Genomic DNA, 21,022 nt, shown 5'->3' with positions numbered 1-21,022 from the left:
CCGCAGAGGGATGGCCCGTCCGCTGGACAGCCGGGTGTCTGCCGCACGAGCACGGGTCGACCGGCTCTGGGTCTTCGCTGGGGTGCCGCCTGCCGATGTCTGGTCCTGTTCGGTCGGCGTCGCGCTGGCGTGATCCAAGGATGGCTCCGGCTGTCATGATGACCAGTTCGGTCCTTGGATCACCACGCTGCTGGACCCCGGGTCGGTGGAATGCCGCAGCGGTGGACGTCGCCGTGGGCGGCAGCGGCGGCGGGCGGCAGCGGCGAGCGGCAGCGGCGGCGTTGTCCGCCTCGACCGGATCGGCGGCGTTGCCCGCCTCACACCGGATCGGCCGCGGTCGGCTGTCGGTGGAGTGGGGGTCAGCTGCTGGAGCTGACGACGCTCGGGTTGGCGGCGACGTCAACGTGAGTGCTAACTGCCCACGGCTGCGCGAGGTCCCACGCCTGACGCCCGTGTCCGACGTCTGCGCGGAACGTCGACAACTGCGTGCGACGCCGGCGTGGACGCTGACCTACTTGTGAAGGCCCGCGCTCGACGCCAGTGACGTCCGCGGGAAGGCTTCGCGTTCGGCGGCAGGGTGGACGTCAACGCTCGCGCCGGCGACGTCCGTGCGGAAGGCCACGCACCATGCACCCAGCGCCGGCGACGTCCGTGCGAAAGGTTCCGTCCGAACGGCAGCGTGGACGTCAGCGTCCGACGCCGGCGACGTTCGTGCGGAAGGCCACGCACCATGCACCCAGCGCCGGCGACGTCCGTGCGAAAGGTTCCGTCCGAACGGCAGCGTAGACGTCAGCGTCCGACGCCGGCGACGTTCGTGCGGAAGGCCACGCATCACGCGCCCCGGCGCCGGTGACGTCTGTGGGAAGGCTTCCGTCCGGCAGCGTGGGCGTCAGCGTCCGACGTGGGTGCCAGGCGTCGACGTGGGCGGGGTCGGGGGCGGGGAGATGGGTCAGGGGCGGAGGCCGCCTAAGACGGTCAGGTCGAGGAGGGCGAACACGAAGAGTGCGATCCCCACGAAGCCGTTGGCGGTGAAGAAGGCTCGGTTGACGCGGGACAGGTCGTCGGGGCGGACGATGGAGTGCTCGTAGATGAAGGCGACGGCCGTGGCGGCCAGGCCGATCCACCACAGCCAGCCGAGGTCGACGAGCTGGCCGAACCACACGAACAGGCCGAACGTCACCACGTGGGCGGCGCTGGACAGGTGCAGGGCGAAGGGGACGCCGTAGCGGGAGGGGACGGAGTGGACGCCGATCTCGCGGTCGACGGTGGCGTCCTGGCAGGCGTAGATGAGGTCGAAGCCGCCGATCCACAGGCCGACCGCGGCGCCGAGCACCCAGGCGGGGCCCGAGCCGCGCAGGTCGCCCGTGACGGCGAGCCAGGCGCCGACCGGGCCGACCATCTGCGCCAGGCCGAGCAGCGCGTGCGGCCAGTTGGTGAAGCGTTTGCCATACGGGTAGAGGACCAGCGGCACCACGGCGAGCGGGGCGAGGGCCAGGCACAGCCAGTTGAGGAGGGCGGCGGCGCCGAGGAACACGACGAGGGCAACGGCGGCGCCGGTCCACGCGGTGCGGACGCTGACGGCGCCGGTGACGAGCTCGCGCTGAGCGGTGCGCGGGTTACGGGCGTCGATGTGGCGGTCGATGATCCGGTTGGCGGCCATGGCGAACGTGCGGGCGCCGACCATCGCGATCGTCACCAGGAGCAGATCGGCCCAGTTGACGTGACCGCCGTGCACGGTCATCGCGGTCAGCGCCGACAGATAGGCGAACGGCAGCGCGAACACCGAGTGCTCGATCGCGACGAGCCGCAGGAAAGCCTTGACCCGGCTCGGGGGTGCCTCAGCGAGCGTCACTTGAACCCATACTCTCTCCAGCGCTTGTCGACGCGCGCCACGACCTCGGGAGACATGAGCATCTCTTCCGGCCAGCCGCGATGGTAGCCCTCCGACGGGCCCTTGCGGGTCGCGTCGAGGCCGGCCTTGCCGCCCCAGAACTGCTGATAGGACGAGTGGTCGAGGTGGTCGACCGGGCCCTCGGTGATCAGCAGGTCGTGCTTGTAGTCGACGTTGCCGAAGGCGCGGAAGGCGACCTCGGCGTAGTCGTGCACGTCGCAGTCCTCGTCGACGACCACGATCAGCTTCGACAGCGACAGCAGGTGCGCGCCCCAGATGGCGCTCATCACCTTCTGCGCGTGCTTCGGATAGCGCTTGCGGATCGACACGATCACGCAGTTGTGGAACACGCCGGCCGCGGGCAGGTCGTAGTCGACGATGTCGGGGATCATGATCTTCAGCAGGGGCAGGAAGATCCGCTCGGTCGCCTTGCCGAGGCCCAGGTCCTCCTGCGGCGGCTTCGACGTGATGATCGAGTGGTAGATCGGCTGCTTGCGGGTCGTCATGCACTCGACGTGCAGCACCGGGAAGTCCTCGACCGGCGTGTAGAACCCGGTGTGGTCGCCGAACGGCCCCTCGGGCAGGCGCTCGCCGGGCTCCAGATAGCCCTCGAGCACGATCTGCGCATTGGCCGGCACCTGCAGCGGCACGGTCAGGCAGTCGACCATCTCGACCCGCTCGCCGCGCAGGAACCCGGCGAACAGGTATTCGTCGATGTCGGACGGCAGTGGGGCGCTCGCCGAATAGGAGACGACGGGGTCGGCGCCGATGGCGATCGCGACCGGCAGCCGCTGCCCGAGCCGCTCGGCCACCGCGTGGTGCGCGGTCGAGTCCTTGTGGATCTGCCAGTGCATGCCGAGCGTGTTGTGCGAGTGCTGCTGCAGCCGATAGAGCCCGAGATTGCGCTTGCCGGTCTCGGGGTGCTTCGTGTGGGTCAGCCCGAAGTTGTGGTAGATCCCGCCGTCGTCGGGCCAGATCTGCAGGCCGGGGAGCCGGTTGAGGTCCACCTGGTCGCCCTTGTAGACGACCTCCTGGCAGGGCGCGGTCTTCACGTGCTTCGGCGGCACGGCCTTGAGCTGCAGCAGCTTGCCGATGCCGTCGCGGATGCCCGCCCAGCCGACCGGCAGCTCCGGCTTGACCAGCGACCCGATGCGCTCGCCGACCTCGTCGAGATGGGAGACGCCGAGCGCCATCGCCATCCGCCGCTCGGTGCCGAACAGGTTGATCGCGACCGGCATGTCGCCACGTGTCGGCCGGTCGAACACGAGCGCCGGTCCGCCCGCCCGGACGGTCCGCGTGACGATCTCGCTGATCTCCAGGTGCGGGTCGACGGGTGCGGACACGCGATGCAGCTCACCTGCCCGCTGGAGGTCGGCGAGGAAGGCGTTGAGGTCTGCGTACGGAAAGCCGCGTGCCATGCCCACCATCCTGCCAACCCGGTATGACACTTTCCGAGCGGGCTGGTCAGTTGTGGCAGAGTTGACCGCGTGGTGGATCAGCGCAGGCCCTGGGTCGTCGGGGTGTCCGGGGCGTCCGGCACGCCATACGCGGCCGCGGTGATCCGGGCGCTGTTCGACGCGGGCGAGGCCGTCGACCTCGTCGTGTCACGCGCCGCCCGGCTCACGATCCTCGACGAGACCGGCGCACCCTTCCGCGACGCGCACTGGAAGGACGACCTGGCCACCTGGGTGGGGCAGGAAGCGACAGGAGCAGACGTCGCCTACTGGCCCGCCGGTGATCTCGCCGCCGGTCCCAGCAGCGGGTCGTACCAGGTCAAGGGCATGCTCGTCGTGCCGGCGAGCACCGCGGCGTGCGCAGGCATCGCGATCGGCCTCTCCAAGGACCTGCTGCAGCGGGCTGCCGAGGTCAACCTCAAGGAGCGCCGTCCAGTGGTCGTCGTCCCGAGAGAGACCCCGGTGACCCGCAGTCACCTGGAGCACCTCATCGCCCTGCATGACGCCGGCGCCGTGGTCCTCCCCGCCAGCCCCGGCTTCTACTCGGCCGGAGCGGCGGCCACGGCCGCCCAACTCGTTGACTTCATCGCCGGCAAGGTCCTCGACGCTGCCGGCGTCACTCATACCTTGTTCACTCGTTGGTCGGGTGAACTCGGCCATTCCCGTTAGAGGTGTCGTCGAGCGTCTCGTCTCCTTCGAGCAGTGCCCGCACCTCGGATTCCCGGAACCGCCGGTGTCCCCCCGGGGTTCGGATGCTGCTGATCCGGCCGGCCGCAGCCCAGCGTGTCACCGTTTTGGGGTCGACACGAAACAAGGCGGCGACTTCGCCGGGCGTCAGCAGACGATCTCCCGTCTCCACGGCCCCTCCTTAACCCATGGGTGGCTCGATCGGGCCCGCGCACCCCCATGCGGCAAGCTGAAAGCACGAGTCATCCTGGGATGTACGCCCATTACAGCACCGCTAGCGTGCCGTGTCCGGGAAACGAGGAAATCGCACGTGTTGGGTAATTAGCTGTGCTAAAACCCTGACCATTAGGCTGGACGCGATGGATGCGATCGATCGACAACTCATCGACCTGCTTCGAGACAACGCCCGGCTTCCATACGCGGAGCTGGCCCGGAAGGTGGGCCTGTCCGCGCCGGCCGTGCACGAACGCGTCGGCAAGCTCGAGTCGTCGGGGGTCATTCAGGGCTACCGCGCCGAGATCCACCCGGAAGCCATGGGGCTGCCGCTGACCGCCATCATCGGCATCGTGCACGACAGCAACGGCGACACCGACGACATCCTCGAGGCCCTCCGCGAGCATCAGGAGATCGAATCCTGCTACTTCATGGCGGGCGAGGAATCGTTTCTGTGCAAGGCGCGCGTGAAGACGATCGGCGACCTGGAACGGCTCATCATCGACCTCAACCGCGTCAACGGCATCGCCCGCACGCGCACGGCGATCGCCCTCTCCACGAAGTGGGAAGGCCGCACCCAGCCCCCGGCCTAGGCCAGCGTCGCAAGCCCGGGATAGTCGACCACATAACCGTCCGTGTCCAGCTCCAGGTCGGCCGCGAAACCCTCCGAGGAATAGCGGACCCGTCGGCCGGGCAGCACCTCGTACACCTGCTGCATCGGCAACACGGCCAAGCTGGGCAGCAGGACCCACGCCGCCTCGATCGTCGCCACCGTGCCGGGCTCCGCGCGGTGCAGGCCCAGCCTGCGCACGGGTAACGTGTTGGTCAGCGGGGAGTTGTAGAGGTCGACGTCGAGCACCTGATGCAGCCGGTCGGGCTCCTCGATGCCCGCGAACGGCGCCGTCGGCAGCACCCGCTCCAGATCGCCCTGCTCGCCGGTGGTGACCCGCCACCGGCCCGCGGCCCGCTCCATGCGCAGCGTCCGTCGCCAGCCCGCACCTTCGGTCGTCACCTCCAGCCGCGTGCTCGCCCAGCCCTCGTCGGTGTGCAGGTCATATCGGCACGAATACAACGCGTTGTCGGCGGCGAACGCCGTGCCCTTGGCATAGAGCCCGCGGCGATCGTCGAGCGTGACGAACTCGCCGCCTGTCGTGTCGGTCCGCTGCCACGCGAACGCCCGAGGAAGCACCGTCATGCGTCGACGCTATCCGATGGGTACGACAAAAAGGCGGTCCGCACCATACGCGGACCGCCCTTGTCGTCAGCGACTAACGCCGTGGACGACGATCATGGTCGTGATTCGGCCGCCGGGCCGGACGACCACCGTGCGACGGGGCACTGCGCTGGATGCGCACCGGCACACCGCTCGGCTGCCGAGCGCCCGTGACCTCGGCCAACGCCGGGTCGCCGGCCCGCACCCGCAGCTCGGTCGGGGTGACCCCGGCCTTCGCGAGCAGCGCCGCAGCCCGCCGCCGCTGCCGAGGCAGCACCAGCGTCACGACCGTCCCCGCGGCCCCCGCCCGCGCGGTCCGCCCGGCACGGTGCAGATAGTCCTTCTGGTCACGCGGGAGGTCGACATGTACGACCAGCGACACGTCATCGATGTGGATGCCACGCGCCGCGACGTCGGTCGCCACCAGCACGTTGCACGTGCCCTCTTTGAACTCGGCGAGCGTGCGCGTGCGCACCCGCTGCGTCTTGCCGCCGTGCAGGGCACCGGCCCGCACGCCGACGGCCGCGAACTGCTCGACCAGCTCGTCGACGGCCATCTGCGTCTTCACGAAGAGGATCGTGCGGCCCTTGCGGGCGGCGATCGACGCGGCGATGGCGAACTTGTCATTCGGCGGGACCAGCAGCACGTGGTGGTCCATGGAGCCGACCGAAGCGGTCGGCGGCTCGATCGAGTGCGTGACCGGGTCGACCAGGAAGCGCTTGACCAGCGAGTCGACGTCCTTGTCGAGCGTCGCGGAGAACAGCAGGCGCTGGCCACCGGCCGGCGTCTGCCCGAGGATCTCGGTGACCTCCGGCAGGAAGCCCATGTCGGCCATCTGGTCGGCCTCGTCGAGCACGGTGACCTCCACCGCGTCGAGCCGGCAGACCCCGCGCTTGATCAGGTCACCGAGGCGGCCGGGCGTCGCGACGAGCACGTCGACCCCCCGCTCGAGCGACCAGATCTGCCGGTCATACGGCACGCCGCCGACGGCGGTCTTGCAGAACAGGCCGAGCGTCTTCGCCAGTGGCGTCAGCGCGTCGTTGACCTGCATCGCGAGCTCGCGCGTCGGCACGAGGATCAACGCCTTCGGCGCATGCGGACGGGACCGCCCGCTCGCCGCCAGCCGGGCCAGCAGCGGCAGGCCGAACGCGAGCGTCTTGCCCGAGCCGGTGCGCCCCCTGCCCAGCACGTCACGGCCCGCGAGGACGTCGGGGACCGTCGCGGCCTGGATGGGGAATGGATCGGTGATGCCCTGGTCGGCGAGTGCGCGCACCAACCTGGCGGGCAGACCGAGGCCGGCGAAGCCCGGCTCATCGGTGGATTCGAAGATGGAGGGGAACGAACTGGGGTCAGCGAGCAGCAAGGAGCTGGGACCTTCCGATTGGAGACCCTTCAGCTTATCCGATCTCGCTCACCGACCCCGCATCGAGGTGTCGTGCCTCACTATTTCTGCGGTACGCCGCTGAACATGTCCTCCATGAATGACTTGGAGAACGTGACAGCGAGGTAACCGCCCACCACGAGCACCACCACGATGACCGCGATGATGACCATGACTTTCAGGTTGCTGGACCGGGCCGGCTCGTCGTCGTCCTCGTCCGCTTCCTGCGTGCCTTGACTCAAGATGTGCCCGGTCAGCGAGCCGGAGTTCTCCAAAGGACTGCTGCCGCCGTCGGCCGAGGCTGTTGTCACCGGGGTGACACCTTGCCCGCCATAGACTGTGCCCGCAGAGCCGCGATGGTTCCGAGCCCATTTTCCGTAGCTTTCCGCCGCGGGCGAAGGGCCCGCGTCGCTCACCACCTGGGTCTCGTCGGACGCAGGCGGGGGGATCGCGGGCGGCTGCTGATGCGGCGGAGGAGACGGGTTGGCGGGTGCGCCGCTCGACGGGTAGACGGCGCCGGGCGTCCTGTCGTTGGACGGCCGGTCGTCCCGCTCGGGACCCGCCGACGGCGGCTCGGACGGGGTCCAGGCGGGCGCGCCCCAGCCCGTCTGCTGCAGCGGGGGCAGCTCGGGCTGGGCGGTCGGCACCGAGTAGGCGGGCGGCCCGTCGGAGGAAGGCGGCGGCGCCCAGCCCTGCCCTGAGTCCGGCGATGACGGGGGCGGCGCCCAGGCAGACGCCGCGGGCGCGGCAGGAGAGGAGGGAGCCGAGGGAGCGGAGGACGCAGACGGCGCGGAGGGGTCTGCGGCCGGCGCGGCCCAGCTCGGCGCGAACGGCGCCGACACCGAGTCAGCGGCCGGCGGCGGTGGCGTCCAGCCTGACGCCTGCCCACCGGGAGCCCAGCTCGGCGGCGCCGACACCGGCGGCGTGGAATCCGACGGGCTCGCCGAGGGGATGGAGAAGGCCGGCGGCGATGAGACCGGCGGCATGGAGTCTGACGGTGACGCTGATGGCATGGTGTACGACCCAGCCCCCGAACTAGGTGGCGCGGAACTCGGCGGCGTCGACTGTGACGGCGTCGCGGACGGCATGGTGAACGATCCGGACACAGCGCCCGGCAAGGAGACCGGCGGCATGGAGTCCGACGGTGATGCTGATGGCATGGTGTACGACCCTGCCCCGGAGCTCGGTGGCGCCGAAGCGGGCGGCTCCGACGCTGGGGCTCCGTAGGCGGGCGGCGCGAACGGCGGAGTGCCCGCACCCGGCCCACCCGCCGCCGGCGGCGGGGCGAATGCGGGTGGGGCGAACGGCGGGGTGCTGGAGGCCGGTCCGCCCGAGGTGGGCGGTGCGAACGCGGGCGGTGTCGAGTCCGAGGACGGCGGGGCGAACGCGGGCGGTGCCGAGGCCGGCGCGCCGAACGCAGGTCCACCCGAGGTGGGGGGCGCGAACGCGGGTGGGGCCGAGGCCGGTCCACCTGAGGTCGGCGGTGCGAATGCGGGTGGGGCGAACGGCGGGGTGCTGGAGGCCGGTCCGCTCGAGGTGGGTGGTGCGAACGCGGGCGGTGTCGAGTCCGAGGACGGCGGTGCGAACGCCGGCGGTGCCGAGGCCGGCGCGCCGAACGCAGGTCCACCCGAGGTGGGGGGCGCGAACGCGGGCGGCGTCGAGTCCGAGGACGGCGGTGCGAACGCCGGCGGTGCCGAGGCTGGTGCGCCGAACGCGGGTGGGGCCGAGGCCGGTGCGCCCGAGGTCGGCGGTGCGAACGCCGGCGGTGCCGAGTCAGATGACGGCGGCGGTGCGAATGCGGGTGGGGCGAACGGCGGGGTGCTGGAGGCCGGTCCGCTCGAGGTGGGTGGTGCGAACGCGGGCGGTGCCGAGGCCGGTGCGCCGAACGCGGGTGGGGTCGAGGCCGGTGCGCCCGAGGTCGGCGGGGCGAACGCGGGTGGTGCCGAGTCGGACGACGGCGGCGGGGCGAACGGCGGGGTGCTGGAGGCCGGTGCGCCAGAGGTGGGTGGGGCGAACGCCGGTAGGGCTGATGCCGGTTGAGCCGGGGGCGACTGCCAGGAGGGTGCCGGGGGAGAGGAGACCTGCTCGCCCGTATGGCCGGCGCCTGGCTGCCAGGCCTGAGCGGCCGGCGGCGGGGCCCAGCCCTGGCCGGGGGCGGCGGCCCAGCCCTGCTCGCCCGGTGCGGCGGCGGGCTGCTGGCCCTGCGGCTGCTGCCAGCTGGGCTGGGCGGGTGCCGGCGGTGCGGTCCAACCCTGCGCGGGCGGGGCTGACGCCGGCGGGGCGGCCCATCCCTGCGCGGGCGGGGCCGGGGGCTGGCTTGGCGTTCCGTAGGTGTTGGGCTGGCCGGGCGTGCCGTACTGGGCGGGCTGGCCGGGAGCGCCGTATTGACCCGCCGGGCCGGGCTGGCCGTGCTGAGGTGGCGTGCCGTACTGGCCCGTGGCGCCCTGCTGGCCGGGCTGCGGGGCACCCCACTGACCAGGCTGCCCCGGGGCGCCGTGCTGGCCCGGGGCACCCGAATGCCCCGGAGCGCCGTGCTGACCAGGAACACCGTGCTGGGCCGGGGTGCCGTACTGCCCGGGCTGAGCGGGCGTGCCGTACTGACCCGGCGCACCGTGCTGGGCGGGCGTGCCGTACTGGCCCGGGACGCCGTACTGGCCGGGCTGTCCAGGGGCGCCGTGCTGCCCAGGGGCGCCGTGCTGTCCAGGAACACCCTGCTGGCCGGGAGCGCCGTGCTGGGCAGGGGTGCCGTACTGGCCCGGAACGCCGTACTGGCCCGCCGGGCCGGGCTGTCCGTGCTGGCCGGGCTGGCTGGGGGTGCCGTACTGCGGCGGGGGCTGGTAGGCCGGGGGCTGCTGGGCAGGGGGGCCGTAGCCGCCGGGGGCGGGCTGGGCCGGGGGAGCCTGCCAGGGCTGCTGCGCCGGGGGCCGAGTCCAGCTCTGGCCGGGCGGGGTCGACACGGGCTGCTGGCCAGCCAGCCACGGCTGTGCAGGGGCCGGCGGCTGCTGCGGTCCGGCGGGCGGCTGCGGTACTCCGGCGGCCGGCTGAGCCCAAGCGGGCGCCCCGTCCTGTCCGGGGGCAGCGGCCGCGGGCTGGCCGGCGTCGGAGGTGCCCCACGGGTGCTGGGAGGACGGCGTCGTGTACGGCGTGGGCGCCTGGAACGGCGACGGCGGCTGCGGCCCTGGCCCGGGGAACGGCGGCGACGGCGCGGGTCCGGGGCCCGGGACCGGGGACGGCTCAGGCACCGGGAACGGTTGCGGCGTCGGCTCCGGCTCCGGCACGGGAGTGGGCTCGGGCGCAGGGGGAGTCGGCGGGTACGGCGTCGGGATCGGCTCGGGCTCCGGCGCCGGTGGGAACGGTGCCGGCTCCGGCGTGGGCACGGGCTCCGGGCTCGGGAACGGCGACGGCTCCGGGCCGGGGAGCGGCGACGGCTCCGGCCCCGGGATCGGGTCGACCGGCGCCGCGGCAGGCGAGGCGTCCTGACCAGCGGCGGCGAAGGCGCCGGAGGGAGACGCGCCCGGACCGGCCATGGACTGGGGGAGGGCCATGGAGGTGCGGTACACGGTCGGGGTGGCGGCGGCGCGGGCGGCCTGCTCGGCCTCCTCGGCGGTCACCAAGTGGGCGCCGGGCACGGAGGCGCTGGCCCGGGCGGCGACCACGGCGGCGGCGAACGCCCCGGCGACCGGCAGCACCACCGGAGCGGAGGAGACCGGAGCGGACGAGCCGGGCGCCATCAGCGGCTCGGCGGGCACGTCGACGACGGGCCGGTCGATCGGCGCGAGCACAGGCTCGACGGCGGGCTCGACGGCGGGCTCGGCCGCAGCAGCCGGAGCGGGCTCGGCGGCGGGTGGGAACGGCAGGGACGGCCGCTGCACCGCGAACGGATGCACCACCTGCGGCTCGGAAACAGGCGCTTCAGCAGGTGAACCAGAAGGTGAAGCGCCGGCGGCGGGTGAATCGGAGGGCGAGGGCGCGCTCCACGGCAGCGCGAACGCGTCCCACGACGACTCCGGCAGCGGCCGCGGCGCCCGCGCCCGGCTCGGCAGCGGCGGCAACGATTCCTCGGACGAACCCCCGACCGACGAACCCCCGACCGGCGAACCAGCGACCGGCGAACCAGCGACGGGCGAACCAGCGACGGGCGAACCAGCGGGCGAGTCGACCGGCGAACCAGCGGCCGGCGACACCGGGTCCTCGATCGACGCGGCGGGAGCCCCGAAGCCAGACACCGGAACCGGCGCGAACGGCGGCGCCGCCACGTCCGAGGACTCCGGCTCCGCGGGGTGGATGCCGGAGTACGGCGTGGACTCGCCGGGCGGGGGACCGTACGTCCCGGCGACGGAGTCGAAGCTCGGCAGCTGGAACGCCGGCGGCTCGGCGGAGAGCGCGGCGGCGATCACGTCCGCCTCGGGCTCGGCGCGGCGGCGCGGCCCGTCGGGACCGGCCGGCCGCTGGTCGGGCGCCTCGTTCAGCGAGCCGCTCGGCGCGGGGCTCAACCCGGCGTCCACGCCGGTGCTGGCGGGGCCCAGGCCCGCGGGGCTCACGCCGGCGTCCAGGCCTTCGGGGGTGTCGGGTGCCTCGGACAGCCCGTCGGACGCGGGCACGGCGGTGTCGGTCGAGTGGAACGCCGCGACCATCGCCGCGACCTCCGGGTCGTCCTCGTCGTCGGCGGCGTCCGCGAAGGGGTCGCCGCCGGGCCAGAGGGCGCCGTCGGTGGGGGTGGGCGGGAGCTCGTACGCCGCGTCGGGGACCACTTCCTCCGGCGTGTCCGGCGGCAGCTCGGCGCCGACCGGTGGCGGTGGCGGCAGCGGCGGCAGGTCGTCGAGTGCTTCCGCGTCGGTGCCGGCCGCCGGGTTCGTGGCCTGCGGCTGCGCGCCGGGCGGGAAGCCGAACGGGGAGCCGGCCCGCACCCCCTCGTCGCGTGCGCCGTCCCGTGTCTCCCGCTCGTCCATTGCTGCCCTCCATGACCGTGCCCTGCCCGGGCGTCGTCGCGCTTCCGGCGTGCCCCCGCCGCCAGTCACGCGTCCACGGTGCCACATCGAGTCACGGAACGCTGGACCGGACCTCGGTCGGGTTTTGGATCATCCGCCTGCGCGGACGCCGGATTTGTTCGGAAACGAACGGACCGGCCACGGGAGACCCGTGAGCCGGTCCGGTGGAACAGGTAGCTCAGTTGCCTGACGCGGACGCCGTGGTCTGCGCGGTCGTGCTGGCCCCGGCCGCGGACGGCTTGAGCGCCGACTTCGAGGGCGCCGCGGCGCTGCTGGCCGGCGTGCTCGGCGCCTTCGACGTCTCGTCGACGGTGGGCTCCGGCGCGGGCGGCGGTGCGGTCGTCGTCGTGGGTGCCGCGGACGACGGCGGCGCCGACGACGGCGGTGCGGACGAGGGTGGCGTGGACGTCGGTGGCGTCGACGTCGGCGGCGTCGAGGACGGGGGCGTCGAGGACGGCGGGGTCGACGAGGGTAGCGTCGACGACGGCGGGGTCGAGGACGGCGCCGTCGTGGTCGGGGTCGCGTTCGGTGCCCGCACCGCGTCGAAGATCCGGGTGGCGCCGAAGAAGCGCGACCACTTGACCTGCCCGATCTTCACCTTGTCACCCGTGGTCGGCGCGTGCACCATCTTGCCGCCGCCGACGTAGATGCCCATGTGGTAGATCGAGCGCCAGTCGCTGGAGTCGCTGGCGAAGAACACCAGGTCGCCCGGGAGCAGCTGGTCGCCGAGGGTGCGCTTGGTCGCCTGGATCGCGTGGGTGCCGTGGTACATGTCGTTGGCGACCCGCGGCACGCGGACCCCGACCTGCCCGTAGGACCAGTAGGCCAGCCCCGAGCAGTCGAAGGTGCTGGGGCCTTCGTCGCCCCACACGTACCAGCTGCCGATCTTGCCGAGTGCGTAGTTCAGCGCCTGGATGGCCTTCGGGTTGGCGACCATGCCGTCGACCGGCACGTTGTCCACGGTGCCGAGGACCTGCTCGGCGGCCGCGTCCTCCGCGGCGATCCGCAGGACCGCCGCCTCGTTGTCGGCCTTGAGCTTCTGGAACTCGGCGTCCTTGATCCTGAAGTCGGAGTCCAGCGGCACGAACGTGCTCTGCGCGGCGAGGTAGGTCGACTGGGCCAGCTCGTACTGCTGCTTGGCGGCCGCCTCCTCCTGCTCGGCGCGCAGCAGGCCACGGGCGTCCTCCTGGCTGCCCGGCTGCTGACCGAGGCCCGGGGCGAGCAGGCCGAACTGGTGCAGGTTGTGGGCATAGCCGTCGAGCGGGCCGAGACCCGTCGCGCGCTTGTAGGCCTCCGCGGCGGCCGAGTCGGCCCGGCTGCGCAGCTCGGTGACCTGGTCGGTGGCCAGCCGCAGCTTGTCCTGGGCGTCGGCGGCCGCGGCCTGCGCGGTCTCCAGGTCGATCTGTGCCTGGAGCCGTTTCTGCCCGAGCGTGCTGACGGCCACCTCGAGCGTGGCGAGCTGGGTGGCGAGCGGGCCGCGCTGCGTCGTGGTGCTCCCACCGACGGGCACGGGCGTGCCGGTGCCCGTCTGCCCGGGCATGAGGAGCGTGCCGGCCGCGATCGGCCGCGAGCCGGTGTCGGGGATCGCGCCGCCCGGATCGGCGTACGCGGGCCGGGGGACCAGCGAGCACAGCAGCGTGCACACGACCGTGGCGACGAACATCCTGCCGCGCCGGCCGGTCGAGTGCTTCCCGCGCTGGTTGGGGATCATGGCCGCGACCTGCGCGGATTCCTCTGCTTGGGCAGGCGGAACCCACTCGTCGCCGGGATAGCTCGCTGCCCTCAGTACCAATCCGTCCATGCCACCGTCCCCAGTCGGTCTGCCCGCCAATGGTCGATCAGGTTCGATCGATCAGTCGGTCTGCCGCCCGACCGTGTTTCTGCCCACTTTTGTTTACCTCACGGAAGCAATCAGCGTCGAGAGCTGATCAATGTCAGCTTGCTCGCGATGAGGTGAACAGAGAGATGAACACCGCACTGGCGCCCGGGCCTCTTCCCCGCCGGACGGGCCGACGTACGCTGGCCTCGTGGATGCAGGTGTGAAGCGTGAACTCGAGGCCAAGGTCGTCGCCGGCGAGCGGCTGAGCAGGGAAGACGGCATCGCTCTGTATGAGAGCGACGATCTTGTCTGGCTCGGGAAGCTGGCGCACCACAAGCGCACCGAGCTCAACGGCGACCGGGTGATGTTCAACGTCAACCGGCACCTCAACCTGACCAACGTCTGCTCCGCCAGCTGCGCATACTGCTCGTTCCAGCGCAAGCCGGGCGAGAAGGACGCCTACACGATGCGCATCCACGAGGCGGTCGCCAAGGCCAAGGAGATGGAGGACGAGCAGCTCACCGAGCTGCACATCGTCAACGGCCTGCACCCGACCCTGCCGTGGAAGTACTACCCGAAGGTGCTCCGCGAGCTGAAGGGCGCGCTGCCCGGCGTCAAGCTCAAGGCGTTCACCGCCACCGAGATCCAGTGGTTCGAGAAGATCAGCGGCCTGCCCGCGGACGAGATCTTCGACGAGCTGATCGACGCCGGCCTGGAGTCGCTGACCGGCGGCGGCGCGGAGATCTTCGACTGGGAGGTCCGCCAGCACATCGTCGACCACGCCTGCCACTGGGAGGACTGGTCCCGCATCCACCGCCTCGCCCACAGCAAGGGCCTGCGGACCCCGTCGACGATGCTCTACGGCCACATCGAGGAGCCCCGGCACCGGGTCGACCACGTCATGCGCCTGCGTGAGCTGCAGGATGAGACGGGCGGCTTCACCGTCTTCATCCCGCTGCGCTACCAGCACGACTTCGTCGACTCCGCCGACGGCAAGATCCGCAACAAGCTGCAGGCCCGCACGAAGATGGCCTCACCCGCGGAGTCGCTCAAGACCTTCGCCGTGTCGCGGCTGATGTTCGACAACGTGCCGCACGTCAAGTGCTTCTGGGTCATGCACGGCCTGTCCGTCGCCCAGCTCTCGCTCAACTTCGGCGTCGACGACCTCGACGGCTCGGTCGTCGAGTACAAGATCACCCATGACGCCGACAGCTACGGCACGCCCAACACGATGCACCGCGAGGACCTGCTCCACCTGATCTGGGACGCCGGCTTCCAGCCCGTCGAGCGCAACACGCGGTATGAGGTCGTTCGGGAGTACGAGAAGCCGACGCCCCTCGCCGCGCGCCGGGCGGAGCCGCAGCAGGTCTGGGCGTAGAACGACACCATGTCCGCTCTGCTGAAGTACTCCCTCGCCCGGCTCGGGCTCTTCGTCCTGGCCGCCGCGGTGATGTTCGCCGTCCCGCTCGACATCAGCGTGCTGCTGAAGCTGATGATCGCCGTGGTGGTCTCCGCCGCGCTCGCCTTCTTCCTGTTGAAGAGCCTCCGCGAGGAGGCCTCCGTGCAGGCGGTCGGTGCCGCCCAGCGCCGCACGGAAAAGCGCGATCGACTGCGCGCCGCGCTCAACGGGGATGATGATGGGGGTGAAAGCACCACCAAAGCGGACCAATAGCGCTTAAACCTTGGATGGTGCAGTCCACCCAAGGAGTCACGATGGCCCGCAAGCTGTCCGTATCACTCTCGCTCGCCGGCGTCGGCCTGCTGCTGCTCGTCGGGGTCAACCCCGCCGGCGCCGCGCCGGCCGAGCGGTCCGGCAGCTACGTGGTGGAGGGCGTCCGTACCCTCGAGGACCGCAACCGGGTGGCCCGCAGCGGCGCCGCGATCGACGGGATCGACCACGGGCGGGCCGAGATCACCGCCCTGCCGTCCGAGGTGCGCAAGCTGCGCGACCAGGGCTACGCCGTCGCCGAGGTCCGCGCCGAGGACTTCCCCGCCGCCGACTCGGGATACCACAACTACGCCGAGATGGTCGCGGAGCTGGACAAGGCCGTCGCCGACCACCCGGCGATCGCCCGCAAGATGAGCATCGGCAAGTCGTTCCAGGGCCGCGACATGCCACTGATCAAGATCTCCGACAACGTCGCGGTCGACGAGGACGAGCCGGAGGTCCTCTACGGCGCCCACCAGCACGCCCGCGAGCACCTGACCGTCGAGATGGCGTTGTACCTGGTGAAGCTGTACACCGACGGCTACGGCAAGGATCCCCGCATCACGAAGCTCGTCGACAGCCGCGAGCTGTGGATCGTGCCGGACCTCAACCCCGACGGCGGCGAATACGACATCGCCACGGGCGGCTACCGCAACTGGCGCAAGAACCGCCAGCCGAGCGCCGGGTCCAGCAGCATCGGCACGGACCTCAACCGCAACTGGAGCTACAAGTTCGGGTGCTGCGGGGGATCGTCGGCGAACCCGTCGTCGGAGACCTACCACGGCGACGCGGCGTTCTCCGCACCCGAGACCCAGCGGCTGCGCGACTTCGTGCTCAGCCGGCGGGTCAACGGGGTCCAGCAGATCAAGGCGAGCATCGACTTCCACACGTTCTCGGAGCTGATCCTCTGGCCGTTCGGCTACACGGTCGCCGACACCGTGCCCGGGCTCAACGCCGACCAGCAGGCGGCGTTCGAGGCCCTCGGCGCCGGGATGGCGAAGTCCAACGGCTACACCGCCCAGCAGTCCAGCGACCTCTACATCACCGACGGCTCGGTCATCGACTGGCTGTGGGCGACGCAGGGGATCTTCGCCTACACGTTCGAGATGTACCCCGGGCCCGGCTCCGCCAGCGGCTTCTACCCGCCGGCGAGCGTGATCGCGGCGCAGACGGCCCGCAACAAGGAGGCGAGCCTGCAGCTCGCGGAGTACGCCGACTGCGTCTACCGGATCGTCGGCAAGCAGGCGCAGTACTGCGGCGGCGACACGGTCTGGTCGGACGACTTCGAGACCGCCAAGGGCTGGACCACCACCAGCGGCACCGCGACCGCCGGGCTGTGGGAGCGCGGCAACCCCGAGGCGACCACGCAGAACGGCCCGAAGCAGCTCGGCGACCCCGTCAGCGGCGACAACGACCTGGTCACCGGCCGCAGGGCGGGCGCCGCGGCCGGCAGCTACGACGTCGACGGCGGCACGACCGGCGTGCGGTCACCGTCGGTCGCGCTGCCCGCCGCCGGCCCGCTCACGCTGGGCTGGTCGTGGTACTTCGCGCACGCCGCGAACGCGTCGGCCGCCGACCGGTTCAAGGTCAGCGTGGTGCAGAACGGCTCGAAGACCGCGATCTTCACCCGGGCCGGCGCGGCGTCCGACCGTGACGCGGTGTGGGCCGCGGCCAGCGCCGACCTCACGCCCTACGCCGGCAAGACGATCCAGCTGCTGATCGAGGCCACCGACGCCGCCGGCGCCAGCCTCATCGAGGCCGCCGTCGACGACGTCAAGATCACCCGCGGCTAGCGTTCACTAGAGGCCGCCCGAAAAGCCGTACTCGTCGGAAATCTCGATCAGTGCGAAATGAGCGCCGGCCGGGTCGGCGACGCGGGCGTACCAGCCGGCCGACGACACCATCGGCTTGCGGGCGACCGTGCCGCCCAGCTCGGCCACCCGCTCGCACGCCGTGACCGCGTCGTCGACCATGAAACACACCGTCCAGTGCTCCGGCAGACCCGCGGGGAACCGGCCGTCGATCGGCAGTAGCCCGCCGACGGCGTCGTTGTGGTGGTGCAGCTCGAAGTACGGCTCGGCGTTCTCCGTCTCCACCGCGTGCCACCCGAAGACCTCGCCGTAGAAGGCGCCCGTGCGGTCCAGGTCGTGGGCGGCCAGCTCATACCAGCAGATCGCGCCCGGCTCGAACGACACCTGCGCCCCGCCGAACCTGCTGCGCTGCCACGTGCCGAAGACCGCGCCGCCGGCGTCGGCGAACACGGCGGCCGTGCCCAGGTCCCGCACGCTCGCCGGCGGCACCTTTACGGACCCGCCGGCCCGCTGGACCGCCTCGGCGGTGCGGGCCGGGTCGTCGGTCGAGATCGAGATCAGCCACGCGGGCCGGCCGGCGGTGCGCAGGCCGGCCACGGCGCGGCCGTTGAGCGTGAAGTGCCCGTCGTCGTTGAACTGCCAGCCGAAGAGGCCGCCGTAGAACGCCCGCGCGGCGACCGGGTCGGGGCTGCCGACCTCGGCCCAGCACGGTGTACCCGGCGCGTAACCCCTTACTCGCATTCCGCGTCCTCCCGGTTGTCACACTGTTTCGAGATAGTGACATCCGGGACGTGATCACGACACCCTATCCAACGGTGCAGGAAGCGGACGTTCGTGGAGAACGTCCAGCCGTGACACCGCCCGCGTCAGGACCACGAAGAGCCGGTTCAGCCCGCGCGGCTCGGCCTCGACGATGTCGGCCGGCTCCACGACGATGACGTGGTCGTACTCGAGACCCTTCGCCAGGCTCGCCGGCAGCACCGTGACCCGCTCATGGTGCACCACGGCGGCGATCGCCGGGACCGCCGCGTCCGCCGCGATCACCCCGATCGACCCCTCGAAGGTCAGCGCCAGCCGCACCGCGTCCTGCAACGGCGTCGCGCCGATCGTCAGCGCGCCGTCGGTCCGCAGCGACCGGGCCTCCGGCACGTCGACACCGAGCGCCGGCAGCAGCCGGTTGGCCAGGGCGACCACCGCGGCCGGCACCCGGAACCCCGTCGTCAGCGGCACCACCCGCGCGTCCGGCTTGCCCAGGTGCGCCAGCAGGGTCCGCCACTCCAGCGCCGCCCACGGCGCCGTGCCCTGCGCGAGGTCGCCGAGCAGCGTGATCGACCCGTGCTCGGAGCGCCTGGCGATCACCCGCGCCTGCATCGGCGACAGGTCCTGCGCCTCATCCACCACGACGTGGCCGAACGAGGGCACCCGGTCGATCAGTCCGGCGGCCTCGTCCACCAGCACCGCATCCGCCGCCGACCAACGGGCGGACCTCGCCGTCTTCGGCGGCTTGGCCCAGGCGATCGCCGCCTGCTCGTGCGGCTCGAGAAGCTCGTCGGCCGGGTCGCTGAGCACCTCGAACACGAGCTGCTCCGGCGTGACCGCCGGCCACGCGTGATCCAGCACCGCGACCACCGGCTGCGACTTCCCCATCCGCCGCTGCCAGCCCTCGCTCGGCGAGTCGCCGCGCCGCGCCTCCGACTGCCGCATCAGCAGCGACACGATCCTGGCCCGAACCCGCTCCCGGCCGATCCCGTACGGTGGCGCCTCCCGCCGCACGTCGTCGACCACCCGCCGCAGCGCCTCCGCCGTCACCCGCCACCGGTAGGACCCGTCGGACACCGTCAGCGGCTCCTCCGGCCTCCGGATCTTGCCTTCAAGGCGTCTGCGCAGCACGTCCGCCATCCGCGGGTCGTGCTTCACCCTCGCCGCGGCCTCGTCGTCGTCCGTTTTCGCCGGTGTACCGAGCAACCCGTCGATCGTGGACTGCTGCACCTCGATCTCGCCGAGCGCCGGCAACACGCTCGCGATGTAACCGAGGAACGCGCTGTTCGGCCCCACGATCAGCACCCCGGACCGCTTGAGCCGCTCCCGGTGCAGGTACAGCAGGTACGCCGCCCGGTGCAGCCCCACCGCCGTCTTCCCGGTCCCCGGCGCCCCCTGGACGCAGATCGACTCGTCCAGCTCCGCCCGCACCAGCTCGTCCTGCTCCGGCTGGATCGTCGCGACGATGTCCCGCATCGGCCCGACACGCGGCCGCTCGATCTCCTCCAGCAGGATCCTGCTGGTGCCGAGCTCCTCGCCGGCCTGCAGGTTCTCGTCCTCGAAGCTGGTCAGCTCACCCTTGACGAACCCGAACCGTCGCCTTCTGCTGACGTCCTGCGGGTCCTTGACGCTCGCCTGATAGAACTTCCGGCTCATCGGTGCCCGCCAGTCCAGCACCATCGGCTCTCCGGCGACGTCGGTGACGTGCCGCCGCCCGACATGGAACTTGTCCTGCTCGATCTCCAGCTTCCCGAAGAACAACGGCGTGTCGGGACTGTCCGCCAGCTCGGCGATCCGCCGGGCCAGATGCCGCCCCAGCGTCTCCGCCGCGAACGGGTCCCCGGCCACCTGATCCCCGGTCGAGAACAGATCCTCGGCATGCTCCCGCATCCTGCGGAGCGCTTTGCGTGAGGCTTCCAGGTGCGCTCGCTCAGCGGCGAGCTCGTCTTCCAGTGCGGGCACGGTGATTTCCTTCAGGGGAATCTCAGCAGCTGCTCGCTCGCGTATCCGGACCGCATCGACCCGGCGCGTAGGGACGTCCGCTGCGGTGCCTACCTCACCGCGGCCGTCAAGCGGTCCACCACCTTACGCCCCACCCCCCACCCCCTCCACCCATTTCCACCGTCGTGTCGGCGCTGCTGGTTCAGACGCGGGCGCTGGCGGTGCGGGCGGCGTGGCGGCAGGATTCGGCGAGGAAGCAGCGACGGCAGTCCGGGGTGGCTGCGGTGCACGTGTCGTAGGCGACCTGCTGGAGCAGGGGGTGGACGCGCGCCAGGTCCGGGCCGTAGGCGAGGAGGTCCGCGGCGACCCGGCGGCTGCCCGGTTTGGTGAGGCCGCCGTCGTGGTCGGTGAGGCCGAGGCGGTACGCGACCCGCATCAGGTGCTGGTCGATCGGCACCATGTCGGGCACGTTGTTGATGATCGTCACCACGAGGGCGGCGGTGTGGGTACCGACGCCGGGCAGCGACAACAGGTAGTTCAGGGCGAGCGAGCCGGAGCCGGCGATCAGCCGGTCGAACGCCGTCGCGCCGCGCCTGGTGAGGATGGCCGCCGTGGCGTGCAGGCGGGAGGCCTTGACCTCGCCGAGCGGCCTGACCAGCTGGGCCAGCCTGGGCAGTGGCAGGGCGGACAGTCGTTGCGGGGTGAGGCCACCGCACGCGGCGGCGAGCCGGGGGAACACCTTCCGCACCGCCTCGGCCGGTCGGCCCTGGGCCAGGATGGCCAGGACGAGCGTCTCGAACGGCGAACCGTTCAGCAGGATCATGCCCTGGTGGTGCCGGCGCAGCGTTCTCAGCGCCGGGTGACCCGCGAGGGCCATGGCGCCGACCTGTTCGCCGTTGCGGAACGTGGAGATCAGCACGTCGCGCAGCAGCGCCTCCTCCGCGCTGGTCCGGAAGGTGAACCGCAGCCCGCCGTGGTCGGCCTCGACCCGCACCGGAACGCCCCGCCCGTTCGGGTGGTAGGTGCGTTGCCATTCGCCGACCCCGGTCCTGTGCCAGGCCAGGGCAGGGATCTGCAGCTTCATGGTGGCCGCGAGATCAGGCGTGGTGTCGCATTCCAGGCGTAGTGCGGTAAGCATCCGTGCACCTCATCGGCAG

The 21,022-nt window shown here is 71.9% G+C and carries 18 protein-coding genes; 8 read left to right on the top strand and 10 right to left on the bottom strand.

Annotation, left to right across the window (positions count from 1 at the left end; translation table 11 throughout):
• Positions 1–949 precede the first annotated feature (949 nt).
• On the bottom strand, positions 950–1,852 hold the full coding sequence (mqnP, locus tag AB0I21_RS30970) for a menaquinone biosynthesis prenyltransferase MqnP (protein ID WP_360566434.1): 903 nt from the start codon (positions 1,850–1,852) through the stop codon (positions 950–952).
• Positions 1,849–3,309 (bottom strand): menaquinone biosynthesis decarboxylase, encoded by a 1,461-nt coding sequence (locus tag AB0I21_RS30965; RefSeq protein WP_360566432.1) that lies wholly within the window; start codon positions 3,307–3,309, stop codon positions 1,849–1,851. The genes mqnP and AB0I21_RS30965 overlap by 4 nt, the downstream gene beginning before the upstream one ends.
• Positions 3,310–3,381: 72 nt before the next feature.
• Between AB0I21_RS30965 and AB0I21_RS30960 the strand changes: the two genes are divergently transcribed.
• The gene (locus AB0I21_RS30960; RefSeq protein WP_344509361.1) at positions 3,382–4,014 is read left to right on the top strand and encodes a UbiX family flavin prenyltransferase; all 633 of its coding nucleotides are present in this window, start codon (positions 3,382–3,384) and stop codon (positions 4,012–4,014) included.
• Here the strand turns inward: AB0I21_RS30960 and AB0I21_RS30955 are convergent.
• Positions 3,977–4,204, bottom strand: coding sequence for a BldC family transcriptional regulator (locus AB0I21_RS30955; protein ID WP_344508964.1), 228 nt, complete (start codon positions 4,202–4,204; stop codon positions 3,977–3,979). The two genes, AB0I21_RS30960 and AB0I21_RS30955, sit on opposite strands and share 38 nt — an antisense overlap.
• Before the next feature lie 187 nt (positions 4,205–4,391).
• On the opposite strand from AB0I21_RS30955, the gene AB0I21_RS30950 reads away from it, so the two are divergent.
• A complete protein-coding gene (locus tag AB0I21_RS30950) occupies positions 4,392–4,838 on the top strand; it encodes an Lrp/AsnC family transcriptional regulator (RefSeq protein ID WP_360566430.1) in 447 nt (148 codons plus the stop codon).
• Here the strand turns inward: AB0I21_RS30950 and AB0I21_RS30945 are convergent.
• The 3 genes from AB0I21_RS30945 to AB0I21_RS30935 all read right to left on the bottom strand — a co-directional run bounded on the left by AB0I21_RS30945 (position 4,835) and on the right by AB0I21_RS30935 (position 7,486).
• The gene (locus AB0I21_RS30945; RefSeq protein WP_360566428.1) at positions 4,835–5,440 is read right to left on the bottom strand and encodes a putative glycolipid-binding domain-containing protein; all 606 of its coding nucleotides are present in this window, start codon (positions 5,438–5,440) and stop codon (positions 4,835–4,837) included. The two genes, AB0I21_RS30950 and AB0I21_RS30945, sit on opposite strands and share 4 nt — an antisense overlap.
• Positions 5,441–5,513: 73 nt before the next feature.
• Positions 5,514–6,818, bottom strand: coding sequence for a DEAD/DEAH box helicase (locus AB0I21_RS30940; protein WP_360566526.1), 1,305 nt, complete (start codon positions 6,816–6,818; stop codon positions 5,514–5,516).
• Between the two features lie 83 nt (positions 6,819–6,901).
• A complete protein-coding gene (locus tag AB0I21_RS30935) occupies positions 6,902–7,486 on the bottom strand; it encodes a hypothetical protein (protein ID WP_360566427.1) in 585 nt (194 codons plus the stop codon).
• Positions 7,487–7,763: 277 nt separating this feature from the next.
• Here AB0I21_RS30935 and AB0I21_RS30930 point away from each other — a divergent pair, with 277 nt between their 5' ends.
• The 3 genes from AB0I21_RS30930 (at position 7,764) to AB0I21_RS30920 (ending at position 11,803) form a co-directional block, all read left to right on the top strand.
• Complete coding sequence (locus tag AB0I21_RS30930) at positions 7,764–8,066, top strand: hypothetical protein (protein ID WP_360566425.1); 303 nt, start codon at positions 7,764–7,766, stop codon at positions 8,064–8,066.
• A gap of 84 nt (positions 8,067–8,150) precedes the next feature.
• Positions 8,151–8,879, top strand: a complete 729-nt coding sequence (locus tag AB0I21_RS30925) for a hypothetical protein (protein ID WP_360566424.1) — start codon at positions 8,151–8,153, stop codon at positions 8,877–8,879.
• 2,576 nt (positions 8,880–11,455) lie between these two features.
• A complete protein-coding gene (locus tag AB0I21_RS30920) occupies positions 11,456–11,803 on the top strand; it encodes a hypothetical protein (RefSeq protein WP_360566422.1) in 348 nt (115 codons plus the stop codon).
• Between the two features lie 202 nt (positions 11,804–12,005).
• Here the strand turns inward: AB0I21_RS30920 and AB0I21_RS30915 are convergent, their stop codons facing one another.
• On the bottom strand, positions 12,006–13,538 hold the full coding sequence (locus tag AB0I21_RS30915) for a C40 family peptidase (protein ID WP_360566420.1): 1,533 nt from the start codon (positions 13,536–13,538) through the stop codon (positions 12,006–12,008).
• Between the two features lie 316 nt (positions 13,539–13,854).
• Here AB0I21_RS30915 and mqnE point away from each other — a divergent pair, with 316 nt between their 5' ends.
• Genes mqnE through AB0I21_RS30900 form a run of 3 tightly spaced genes read left to right on the top strand, consistent with a single transcriptional unit; the run spans position 13,855 to position 17,147 of the window.
• On the top strand, positions 13,855–15,024 hold the full coding sequence (gene mqnE / locus AB0I21_RS30910) for an aminofutalosine synthase MqnE (protein WP_360566418.1): 1,170 nt from the start codon (positions 13,855–13,857) through the stop codon (positions 15,022–15,024).
• Between the two features lie 9 nt (positions 15,025–15,033).
• Positions 15,034–15,318, top strand: a complete 285-nt coding sequence (locus AB0I21_RS30905) for a DUF4229 domain-containing protein (protein ID WP_354889493.1) — start codon at positions 15,034–15,036, stop codon at positions 15,316–15,318.
• 41 nt (positions 15,319–15,359) lie between these two features.
• Positions 15,360–17,147: a M14 family metallopeptidase gene (locus AB0I21_RS30900; protein ID WP_360566416.1), complete on the top strand. Its 1,788-nt coding sequence runs from the start codon at positions 15,360–15,362 to the stop codon at positions 17,145–17,147.
• Between the two features lie 6 nt (positions 17,148–17,153).
• On the opposite strand, the gene AB0I21_RS30895 is transcribed toward AB0I21_RS30900, so the two are convergent.
• From AB0I21_RS30895 to AB0I21_RS30885, 3 genes are all read right to left on the bottom strand, one after another.
• On the bottom strand, positions 17,154–17,906 hold the full coding sequence (locus AB0I21_RS30895; protein ID WP_360566414.1) for a VOC family protein: 753 nt from the start codon (positions 17,904–17,906) through the stop codon (positions 17,154–17,156).
• 54 nt (positions 17,907–17,960) lie between these two features.
• Positions 17,961–19,892, bottom strand: a complete 1,932-nt coding sequence (locus AB0I21_RS30890; RefSeq protein WP_360566524.1) for an AAA family ATPase — start codon at positions 19,890–19,892, stop codon at positions 17,961–17,963.
• 175 nt (positions 19,893–20,067) lie between these two features.
• The gene (locus tag AB0I21_RS30885) at positions 20,068–21,003 is read right to left on the bottom strand and encodes a hypothetical protein (protein ID WP_360566412.1); all 936 of its coding nucleotides are present in this window, start codon (positions 21,001–21,003) and stop codon (positions 20,068–20,070) included.
• Positions 21,004–21,022: the final 19 nt, after the last annotated feature.

The organism is Dactylosporangium sp. NPDC050588, from assembly GCF_040654975.1.
GTDB lineage: Bacteria > Actinomycetota > Actinomycetes > Mycobacteriales > Micromonosporaceae > Dactylosporangium > Dactylosporangium maewongense.
Note: the sequence above shows the minus strand (reverse complement) of the source record. Positions and strands in the feature narration are given on the sequence as shown.